At 69.0% G+C, this 9,478-nt stretch carries 10 protein-coding genes and 1 pseudogene; 8 read left to right on the top strand and 3 right to left on the bottom strand.

All coding sequences use genetic code 11. The features are described 5' to 3' along the window. The 6 genes and pseudogenes from VB737_RS12300 to gltS form a co-directional block, all read left to right on the top strand. Positions 1-320: pseudogene (locus VB737_RS12300) on the top strand (hypothetical protein); the annotation flags it as partial. A 104-nt stretch (positions 321-424) separates the two neighbouring features. Then, positions 425-1,186 carry a proteasome-type protease gene (locus VB737_RS12295; protein ID WP_500313337.1) on the top strand — a complete coding sequence of 254 codons (762 nt, stop codon included), beginning with the start codon at positions 425-427 and terminating at the stop codon, positions 1,184-1,186. 26 nt (positions 1,187-1,212) lie between these two features. Beyond that, on the top strand, positions 1,213-2,199 hold the full coding sequence (gene glsA, locus VB737_RS12290) for a glutaminase A (RefSeq protein ID WP_500313335.1): 987 nt from the start codon (positions 1,213-1,215) through the stop codon (positions 2,197-2,199). A gap of 72 nt (positions 2,200-2,271) precedes the next feature. Then, positions 2,272-3,312, top strand: a complete 1,041-nt coding sequence (locus VB737_RS12285) for an AI-2E family transporter (protein WP_500313333.1) — start codon at positions 2,272-2,274, stop codon at positions 3,310-3,312. Between the two features lie 81 nt (positions 3,313-3,393). Beyond that, positions 3,394-3,855 carry a hypothetical protein gene (locus VB737_RS12280; protein WP_500313339.1) on the top strand — a complete coding sequence of 154 codons (462 nt, stop codon included), beginning with the start codon at positions 3,394-3,396 and terminating at the stop codon, positions 3,853-3,855. A 6-nt stretch (positions 3,856-3,861) separates the two neighbouring features. Beyond that, on the top strand, positions 3,862-5,058 hold the full coding sequence (gltS, locus tag VB737_RS12275; protein WP_500313331.1) for a sodium/glutamate symporter: 1,197 nt from the start codon (positions 3,862-3,864) through the stop codon (positions 5,056-5,058). A gap of 33 nt (positions 5,059-5,091) precedes the next feature. Here the strand turns inward: gltS and VB737_RS12270 are convergent, their stop codons facing one another. Both VB737_RS12270 and VB737_RS12265 read right to left on the bottom strand, forming a co-directional pair. Then, positions 5,092-6,450, bottom strand: coding sequence for a carbohydrate porin (locus VB737_RS12270; RefSeq protein WP_500313329.1), 1,359 nt, complete (start codon positions 6,448-6,450; stop codon positions 5,092-5,094). Between the two features lie 13 nt (positions 6,451-6,463). Then, complete coding sequence (locus VB737_RS12265) at positions 6,464-8,110, bottom strand: alpha-D-glucose phosphate-specific phosphoglucomutase (protein WP_500313327.1); 1,647 nt, start codon at positions 8,108-8,110, stop codon at positions 6,464-6,466. Positions 8,111-8,263: 153 nt separating this feature from the next. Here VB737_RS12265 and VB737_RS12260 point away from each other — a divergent pair, with 153 nt between their 5' ends. Further along, a complete protein-coding gene (locus VB737_RS12260; RefSeq protein WP_500313325.1) occupies positions 8,264-8,698 on the top strand; it encodes a hypothetical protein in 435 nt (144 codons plus the stop codon). A gap of 9 nt (positions 8,699-8,707) precedes the next feature. Next, positions 8,708-8,950: a hypothetical protein gene (locus VB737_RS12255; RefSeq protein WP_500313323.1), complete on the top strand. Its 243-nt coding sequence runs from the start codon at positions 8,708-8,710 to the stop codon at positions 8,948-8,950. On the opposite strand, the gene VB737_RS12250 is transcribed toward VB737_RS12255, so the two are convergent. Beyond that, the coding region (locus VB737_RS12250) for a hypothetical protein (protein WP_500313321.1) at positions 8,931-9,478 on the bottom strand (548 nt) is incomplete at its 5' end. The genes VB737_RS12255 and VB737_RS12250 overlap by 20 nt on opposite strands.

Genomic DNA, 9,478 nt, shown 5'->3' with positions numbered 1-9,478 from the left:
CGCCGAAGCCGGGTGAGGCGGTCCGCTGGCGCTTCTACGGCAACACCCTCGTCGACTGGGGCGGCTGGAAGCTCCATCCCGGCGGGGTGCGGGTCACCCTGGTGCAGCCCACCCAGGCTGACGTGGGACCGGTCCGGGCCCAGGCGACGGCGGTGGCGGTGCACTGCACCAGCCTCCGCCAGGCCTGGCTGGTGAATGGGGCCTGGGAGCCCTGGTCCGTGCCGCTGGGGCGGTCGCTGGGTCAGCAGATCGTGCTGGATCTCTGCGCCAACGTCACCGACCCGATCGGTCCCGGGATTGCGCCTCCGACAGCCCCCTGAGGCCAGGACTGCACGGTGGGGTGGTGTGGGGTTCCGGTGTTTTCAGCGTTCTCACTTAGGGCCTGTGAGCTAGCCTCATTGACTTGCACCAGCTGGCAACCAGGGTGACGTACTGCATCGGCTACTGGCTGGAGAAGGGCCTGGTGATGGTTTCCGACTCCAGGACGAATGCAGGAGTTGACTATATTTCAAGCTACAGCAAGATGTACGTCTTCCAGCCGGCCTCTGACCGGCTGTTCGTGCTGCTCGCTGCTGGCAATCTGGCCACCACCCAGGCCGTGGTCAGCTGGATCCGTCGCGATCTCGACCGGGCCCACGAGCCCTCCGTCTCCGGTGCCGGGGATCTGCGCTCCTGCGATTATCTGTTTGAGGCGGCCGCGTACATCGGCCGGGTGAGCGTGGCGGTCCAGCGGGAGAACGGTGAGGCCCTGCAGCAGGCCGGCGCCAGTGCCGGGGCCTCGTTCCTGCTGGGCGGCCAGATCGCCGGGGAGCCCCACGGCCTCTATCTGGTGTATCCCCAGGGCAACGCCATCATGGCCACCCGGGAAACTCCTTACCTGCAGATCGGCGAGACGAAATACGGCAAACCACCCCTCGATAACGTGGGCCACACCAACCTCTCCCTGGAGGATGCGGCCCGGCTCTGTCTGATTTCGGAAGTGCTCACCCAGCGCTCCAACCTCACGGTGGGCCCCCCGTTTGAGCTGGCCATCCTTCCCGCTGATGCCCTGACGATCGCCCACCGGCTCACCTTCGCTGCCGACGCGCCGGAACTGGCCGCCATGGTCGAGACCTGGAGCGATGCCCAGCGGGAGGCGCTGCACCGCCTGCCCAGCTTCCCCTGGGAGCAGGTCTCGCCAACCTGAGCCCTCCACCAGCCCCGCCTTCCACCATGTGGTCCGTCTCCGAATGGGTGTCCAACGGTCACCTGCCCACCGCCGAGGTGGTCCAGGATCTGGTGGCGGAGGCCCATCGCCGCTTCGCGCCGGTCGGCGAGGGCCAGGTGGCCGACTACATCCCGGCCCTGGCGGCGGCGGATCCCGACCATTTCGGCCTCTGCGTCTCCAGCTGCGGCGGGGCGCTGTTCGAGGCTGGCGAGGCCCGGGTGGCCTTCAGCATCCAGAGCATTTCCAAGCCGTTCCTGTTCGCCCTGATCTGCCAGGCCATCGGTGAGGAGGAGGCCCGCGAGAAGCTCGGCGTCAACAGCACCGGCCTGCCCTTCAATTCCGTGCTGGCGGTGGAGCGCAGCGGCGACGGCCTCTCCAATCCGATGGTGAACGCCGGGGCGATCGCCGCCACCAGCCTGGCGCCGGGTTCCAGCAGCGAAGCGAAGTGGGCCTTCATCCAGGACGGCTTCTCCCGCTTCGCCGGCCGGCGGCTGGAGATCGATACCGAGGTCTGCGCCTCGGAGCTGGCCACCAATCGCCGCAACGCCGGTCTGGCCACGCTGCTCAGCGACCATGACCGCATCTGGTGGGATCCCGACGAGGCCACCGAGCTCTGCACCCGCCAGTGTTCCCTCAGCGTCACCGCCGCCGACCTGGCGGTGATGGCCGCCACCCTGGCCAACGGCGGTCGCCAGCCCATCACCGGGGAGCAGGTGATCGAGGCCATCCACTGCCAGCACGTGCTGGCGGTGATGGTGACGGCGGGGTTGTATGAAACCTCCGGCGACTGGCTGTATGCCACCGGCCTGCCGGGCAAGAGCGGTGTGGCCGGCGGCATGATCACGGTGGCGCCGGGAAAGGGGGGCCTGGCCACCTATGCGCCGCCACTGGATGAGGCGGGCAACAGTGTGCGTGGCCAGCTCACGGCACGTTTTCTGTCGGAGCGGCTGGGTCTGAACCTGTTCGCCTCCCGGCCCGAGGGGAACGGCTGAAGCCTCGCCCCGCAGGGGGATGGGGGCCTCGACTGCCTACGATTCCGCCTCCGCGTGGTGCCTTCAGCCGCCATGTTCAGCACCACCAATCTCGTGCGCTATCTCCTGCTGTTGGCCTGCATCGGGGTCACGGTGGTGATCTTCAATTACTTTTCCGGCACGATTGCGGTGTTCACGGCCGCCGCCATCGTGGCGGCTGTGCTGAACGTCCCGGTCAAGTGGCTGAGCGGCTATCTGCCGCGGGGATGGTCGATTGCCGCCGTGACCTGCGGCGCCCTGATCCTGCTGGTCGGATTCATCACCGGCCTTGGCCTGCAGGTGCTGAACCAGGGCCAGGGTCTTTTGCTGGATCTGCAGGGAACCCTGAAACAGCAGGACCTCACGCCCCTGCATCAATACCTCAAGACCTATGGATTCGACAGAATCACATCGCTGCTGCAGGAAGGTCTGTTGACGGGACTGGGGCTGTTGCAAGCCCTTTTTTCCAGCGTCTTCACGGGTGTCTTCGGTGCGGTGATCAGTCTCTACATGCTGATCGACGGCGAAAAGTTATGGAAAGGATTTCTGGGGTTGATTCCGGAGCCTCACCGTGATCGTTTCGCCGTGATCTTTCTGCAGAGTGTTGTTGGATTCATCCGCGGACAGCTGTTGCTGATGGTGTTTCTGACCGTCTCAACGGCCGTGATCTTCCCGCTGCTGGGTGTGAAATACAGTCTGATTCTGGCGGTGATCGTGGGTGTCCTTGATGCGATCCCCGGGATCGGAGCCACCCTCGGCATCCTATTGATCTCCTTGATGGTCTTCGCCTCCCAGGGGGGAGACATTGGCTTGCGGGCCTTGATCGCTTCGGTGCTGCTCGGTCAGATTCAGGACAATATCGTCCGGCCCAAGGTGATGGGCCAGGCGATGGAGCTCAATCCGGTGCTTCTCTTTCTGGCCCTCTTCATCGGACAGCGGGTCGCCGGCCTGCTGGGGGTGTTTGTTTCGATCCCTCTGGCGGGCATGCTGGCCCTCTGGTTCCATTCCGAACGCCAACGGCGGGAATCCAGCCTCCCAAGTCCCGCCGGTGTGGATGGCCCGGGGGACCACGACCCCTCAACCGCGGAACGCTGACCTTGGGGCGATCGGCCTCCATGCCCCGTTGCCCCGGCTGTCATGCTGCACCTCGCTGATCTCCCTGGCACGCCCTTGACCGTGAACCGAGCGTTCGTTGCCGCCCTCACCGCCCTGGCCGCGACAGCGGCCACCAGCGTTCCGGCCGCCCAGGCCAGCTGCCGCTTTCTGATGCCCCTGGGGGGCGGCGGCAACCCGGTGGTGTCGAAGCGGATCGGGCCGGACCGGCTCGTCGGCCGTACGAACTGGAACACCGACTTCGTTGTGGATCGCGATTTCCGCAGTTATCGCTTCTTCTTCACATCGGCCTCCAGCGAACGCGCCACCTTCCCGGTGTCGGGCTTCATGGTCTTCACCGACGGCAGCAGCCTGCAGGTGATCAACGAAACGCCAACCTTCGAACCCGGCACGGGCCGGATGTTCGGCCCCTTCCAGGCCGTTCCCGGCAAGCGCACCCGCTTGATGAACTTCCGGGTGGGCTCCTCCACCACACCGGCGGCCCTTGGCTTCAGCTATCGGATCTCCGTTCAGGGTTGTACCTGATCTCCCATGCAGTTCGAGAGCTTCGCGACTTTCAATATCGCCATCGTGGTGCTGGCGATCGGGCGCTGGCTGAACCGCAAGGTGGGATTTCTGCGGGAGTTCAACATTCCGGAGCCGGTCACCAGCGGGCTGCTGGTCTGCCTGCTGCTGGCCCTGATCCATGCCATCAACGGCACGGAGATCGGCTTCAATCTGCAGACGCGGGATTTTCTGCTGCTCTATTTCTTTGCGGCCATCGGCCTCAATGCCGACATCAAGACCCTGCTCTCGGGTGGCTGGCCGCTGCTGATCCTGGTGGGCACCACCGTGGGGTACATGCTCCTGCAGAACCTCACCGGGATCGGCATGGCGGCGCTGCTGGGGCTGAATCCCCTGGTGGGCCTGCTGGGTGGGTCGGTTTCGCTGCTGGGGGGCCATGGCACGGCGATCGCCTGGGCGCCGCGCTTCGCCGAGAGCCACGGCATCAGCAATGCCCTCGAGATCGGCATCGCCTGCGCGACGTTCGGTCTGGTGCTGGCCTCGCTGATGGGCGGGCCGATCGCCCGGATCCTGATCCGCGGAAACGGGCTGCAGCCGCCTCCGGCCGCCCTGTTCGAAGAGGCGATCGGTGGGGAGGACCCGGTCCACGAGCCGGTGACCTACTTCAGCCTGCTGCGCACCCTCTTCTGGCTCAATGTGAGCCTGGGCCTGGGGGAACTGCTGCATGAGGCCCTCAAGGCCGCCGGCAGCAACCTGCCCCTGTTCGTGTGCTGCCTGTTCGCGGCGATCTTCCTCACCAACACCGTGCCCCGGCTGCTGCCGATCCGCTACCTGGCCGCCCCCCGCTCCCTGGCCATCGTCTCGGACATCGCCCTGGGCATCTTCCTGACGATGTCCCTGATGAGCCTGCAGCTCTGGACCATCGCCTCCCTGGCGGGCCCGATCCTGGCCATCCTCGCCGCCCAGTTCGCGGTGTCCTTCCTGTTCGCCCTGTTCGTGGTCTTCAAGGTGATGGGCCGCGATTACGAGGCCGCCGTGATCTGCGCCGGCTTCGGGGGCATCTCCCTGGGGGCCACACCCACGGCGATGGCCAACATGGCGGCGGTGGCCCAGAAATACGGCAACGCCCACCGGGCCTTCATCATCGTGCCGCTGGTGTCGGGCTTCTTCGTGGACATCAGCAACGCCGTGGTGATCCAGCGCTTCCTCAACTGGTTCGGTTGATCCGGTCATCCAACCGCCCCGGCAGCGCCGGACTCAGAAGCGCAGCGTCGTGCGGATCAGCCCGGCCCACACCCCCAGGCTGCTCTCCCCGGAGGCCGGAGGAAACGGCAGGGCCGGCGACAGATCCGCGCTGCCGGTGAGCGCACCCCGGGGGCGGCTCAACCAGAACACCGCCGGCGTCACCGAGAGATCGTCGCTGATCTGGAGGCGGTAGTAGAGCTCCATGGCCAGGCCACGGTCGTCGATGGAGCCCGGGCTTGAGGTGCGGATCGCGCTGACGTGGGCCGGCGAGCCGACGGCCATGCCCAGGCTGTTGCCCGCCGCCAGCACATCGCTCCAGATCAGCCCCGCGTACCAGGAGCGGCTGCGCACCCCCGACAGGCCCGCCACCGGGTAGGCGCCGAAGCGGAACGTGTCCTGCCCCCAGCCGGCGCTGATCGAAGGCAGCCAGCCGGAGCGGCGCGGCTGCCAGTAGCCCGCCAGCGACCAGGAGCTGAGGCTCCCCTCAGCGGCCCCGGCCGCCAGCTGGCTGGCCAGGGGGGTGCCCCGCAGCCGCACCTGGGGGCCGCTGAGGTTCCAGGCGCCGGTGATGTTCCACTGGGGCCGGGTGAGGGCCAGCTGCAGCGTGCTGGTCTGGGAGGAGGAGCCGGAGAACAGGCCGCCCCCCTGGGCGCTTCCGCCGGCCCGGCCGGCCACGTAGGCGTAGCCCAGGCTCAACCCCCGCAGGCCGCCCCGGGGCTGCCACCAGAGCCCGAAGCCGCCGCCAAGCCGCTTGCCGTAGGTGCCCGGCGATCCGGCGTACTGGAACAGATCGAGAATCGGCGAGGCGTTGTAGACGCTCGGCCAGACGGGCAGCATGTCGAGTTGCATGATCCGGGGCCCGAGGCTGAGCCGGAGCTCGGGGCCGATCGGCAGCTGCAGACAGGCGCGGTTGATGCTGACCAGCCGGGACGGGCAGGCCGCCTCCCCCGGGCCGCAGGCCGGCTCCTGGAAGGCCACATCCTGGCGGCTCAGGGGGGTGGGCGGGTTGGAGAAGAAGCCCGACGGGGCGAAGTCACCGCTGCGCAGGCGGATCCGGAACAGGTCCTGGCCGGTGAAGCTGGTGTCGATGGTGAGGCGGGCCTCGTGGTTGAGGCTGACCCCGTTCAGCAGCGGCGCCCCGGCGGCGCTGTTGCCGGCCCGCTCCACCTCACTGCCGGTGTACTGCACGGCGCCCAGAACGCCGTTGATCTGCAGGTCGACGGTGGTGGTGGGGGCGAAGCGGGTGGCTTCCAGCGCCTCGATGGCGGCCGCGGGCGCCGGCGCCGGCAGTCCCTCGGCCCGCAGGGTCCCGGCGGCAGCACAGACCCAGGCCGCCATCAGCCAGGGAAGGGTGGTGCCGGCGGGCCTCACGGAGCCGGGCCGTTCAGGTGATCACGGTGGGGCGATCCATGCCGGTGCGCACCCGGATCTCGGCCAGGGCGTCGATGGCGTCGATCAGATCCTTCAGGGCCAGCTGGGGGTCGAGGTCGAGGGCGCCGCCGGGGGGCACGTAGCTCTCCAGGTACACCCGCAGGGTGGCGCCCTTGGTGCCGGTGCCCGAGAGCCGCAGCACCACCCGGCTGCCGTCGTCGAGCAGCACCCGCAGGCCCTGGCCCTTGCTGATCGAGCCGTCCACCGGGTCGGTGTAGCCGAAGTCATCGGCGGCGCGGATCGTGCGGCCGGCGAAGGCCTGGCCCGGCAGGCCGGCGAGCATCCCGGAGACCCGGTCGTAGAGGCCGTGGGCGGCGTCGCTGGCCACGGCCTCGTAGTCGTGGCGGGAGTAGTAGTGGCGGCCGAAGCGGCCCCAGTGGCCCGCCATCACCTCCGCCACCGAGCAGCCCCGCACCGCCAGGATCTGCAGCCAGAACAGCACCGCCCAGAGGCCGTCCTTCTCGCGGATGTGGTTGCTGCCGGTGCCGAAGCTCTCCTCGCCGCAGAGGGTGATCCGGCCGGCATCGAGCAGGTTGCCGAAGAACTTCCAGCCCGTGGGGGTCTCGAAGCAAGGGATGCCCAGTTCGGCGGCCACCACGTCGGCGGCGGCGCTGGTGGGCATCGAGCGGGCGACGCCGGCCAGGCCGTCCGCGTAGCCGGGGGCCAGGGTGGCGTTGGCGGTGAGCACGGCCAGGCTGTCGCTGGGGTTCACGAAGCAGCGCCGGCCCAGGATCATGTTGCGGTCGCCGTCGCCATCGCAGGCGGCGCCGAAGTCGTAGGCGCCACCGGCCAGCAGCAGGTCGGCCAGCTCGTGGGCGTAGGTGAGGTTGGGGTCGGGGTGGCCGCCGCCGAAGTCCGCCAGGGGCACGCCGTTGCGCACCGTGCCGGCCGGGGCCCCCAGCAGCCCCTCGAACAGGCGGCTGGCGTAGGGGCCGGTGACCGCATGCATGGCGTCGAAGGCGACGCGGAAGTCGCCCCGCAGCAGGGCGGCGATGCGGTCGAAGTCGAACAGCTTCTGCATCAGCGCCACGTAGTCGTCGACGCCGTCGATCACCTCCACCGCCATGGCGCCGATGGTCGCCGTGCCGGGAACCTCCAGGTTCAGGGGGTCGGCGTCGAGGATGCGGTAGCCGTCCAGGCTGAGGGTGGCGGCATGGATGGCATCGGTGACCGATTCCGGCGCCGGACCGCCGTTGGCGCCGTTGATCTTGACGCCGAAATCGCCGTCGGGGCCGCCGGGGTTGTGGCTGGCCGAGAGGATGATCCCGGCCACGGCGCCGTGGCTGCGGATCAGGTGGGAGGCGGCCGGGGTGGAGAGGATGCCGCCGGTGGTGGTGATCAGGCGGCTGACGCCATGGGCCGCGGCCATGCGGGCGATGACGCTGATCGCCGCGAGGTTGCCGTAGCGGCCGTCGCCGCCGACCACCAGGGTGCCGCCGGCGATCCCGGGCACCACCCGCAGGGAGGCCTCGATGAAGCTCTCCAGGTAGTGGGGGGTCTGGAACTGGCGGGTGCTCTTGCGCAGGCCGGAGGTGCCGGGCTTCTGGTCGTCGAAGGGTCGCTCCAGCGCCACCTGACGCAGCTCGGTCGTCATCGCCATGGCCGGCGTCCTGGTGCTCGGGGGAGCCCCAAGCTACCCCCGCCGATTCGGGGGGTCCTGCGAATGCTGGCTCAACTGGCGTTGCTGGCGCTCCAGCCGTGGCTGATGGCTTCGACAGCTATGGCTAGCGTGGATGAAACGGAGTCCCACCCCATGGCGCCACGGTCGCTTCCCACTGCCCTGCGGATGGCCGTGGCCGCCTCCGCGGTCGTCGCCACCACCGCCGGGGCGGTGGTGTTCAGCCCAAGCTCGGTGCGCGGGGCCGTCATGGGGGCCCCGAAGGCCCTCCCCTATGCCGAAGCGGTGAGCCGCACCCACACCGCCGCCGAGGCGGTGCTGGTCGGGGCGGGGGTCGAATCCTGCCTGCGGGGCAAGCTCACCAATGCCCTGCTGGGCCTCTCCAGCAGCTGTGAGGCCAAGGGGGAGCGCAACTCCCTCTGCCAGCTGGCCGACAAGGCCGTCGTCGTCACCCCCATGACCCTGGCCTTCATGCGGGACACCGCGACCCAGCTGCTGGCTCTGATCGATGCGGGCGCCACCCGGGCGGCGGCCCCCGGCAGCCCGGAGCCCTCCCTGCCCCAACCCTGACACCGATCCATGGAGATTCAGCACCCCTCGGACGACGGCCCCCTGTCGGCGGAGCAGGCCCTGCTGCTGGAGCAGTTCCGCCAGCGCGTGGAGGCGAGGATCAGCAGCCACGGCCTCACCAGCACCGATGTGGCGGATCTGGTGAAGGAGCTGCGCGACCATCCCCAGGTGAGCCGCCAGCTGATGGCGGAGCTGGCCCATGAGCTGCAGCGGCTGCTGCCTGGCCAGCGCTTCAGTTTTGATTGGGATTGATCAGGTTGATGCCCCCCTGCCTTGGGGCGGCATTCTCCGCCGGCCTGGCCACCGGCAGCTGCAGGCGGCAGACAGCCGTGAGCCGGCGGGCGGCACTGTCGATCGGTTCGCGCCGCTCGAAGCTGTTGCTGGTGGCCACCACCGAGCGTTGACGGATCGTCCAGAGCACGTCCTTGCAGCTGGCGGGCAGGCGTGGATGGTCGAGGAGGGGATTGGCCAGGCTGCGGGCCTTGTCGCAGGATTCGGCCGTGTTCTCGCGGCTGCAGGCCAGCGTGATCAGCTGCAGGGAGCGGAACTCGGAGGAGGGAGGGAAGGGGGGCGGCGCGGGTGCGGCCCGCAGCGGTGACGCCCCCGCCAGGGGCAGGCTTGCGAGCAGAGCCAGGTGCGGCAGGGCCGCTCCGAGGCGGCGCGGGGCCGGGGAGGTGGCGCGTGAAGACCGGTCCATGGCGGGCGGGGAGGTCACCCAATCATGGCCGCCGCCCCGGGATCCCTGCCGGGGAATGGCCAGGCTGGCCTCGCCCGTGCCGC

Source organism: Synechococcus sp. BA-120 BA3, from assembly GCF_034931285.1.
In the GTDB taxonomy this organism is placed as follows: Bacteria; Cyanobacteriota; Cyanobacteriia; order PCC-6307; family Cyanobiaceae; genus Cyanobium.
The sequence above is the reverse complement of the archived record's forward strand: the minus strand, read 5'-3'. Positions and strand labels throughout refer to the sequence as shown.

Excerpts from the sequence above, each read along its gene's own strand:
- glsA (WP_500313335.1), top strand. The coding sequence starts at position 1,213 with ATGTGGTCCGTCTCCGAATGGGTGTCCAACGGTCACCTGCCCACCGCC.
- VB737_RS12285 (WP_500313333.1), top strand. The coding sequence starts at position 2,272 with ATGTTCAGCACCACCAATCTCGTGCGCTATCTCCTGCTGTTGGCCTGC.
- gltS (WP_500313331.1), top strand. The coding sequence starts at position 3,862 with ATGCAGTTCGAGAGCTTCGCGACTTTCAATATCGCCATCGTGGTGCTG.
- VB737_RS12265 (WP_500313327.1), bottom strand. The coding sequence starts at position 8,110 with ATGGCGATGACGACCGAGCTGCGTCAGGTGGCGCTGGAGCGACCCTTC.
- VB737_RS12260 (WP_500313325.1), top strand. The coding sequence starts at position 8,264 with ATGGCGCCACGGTCGCTTCCCACTGCCCTGCGGATGGCCGTGGCCGCC.
- VB737_RS12255 (WP_500313323.1), top strand. The coding sequence starts at position 8,708 with ATGGAGATTCAGCACCCCTCGGACGACGGCCCCCTGTCGGCGGAGCAG.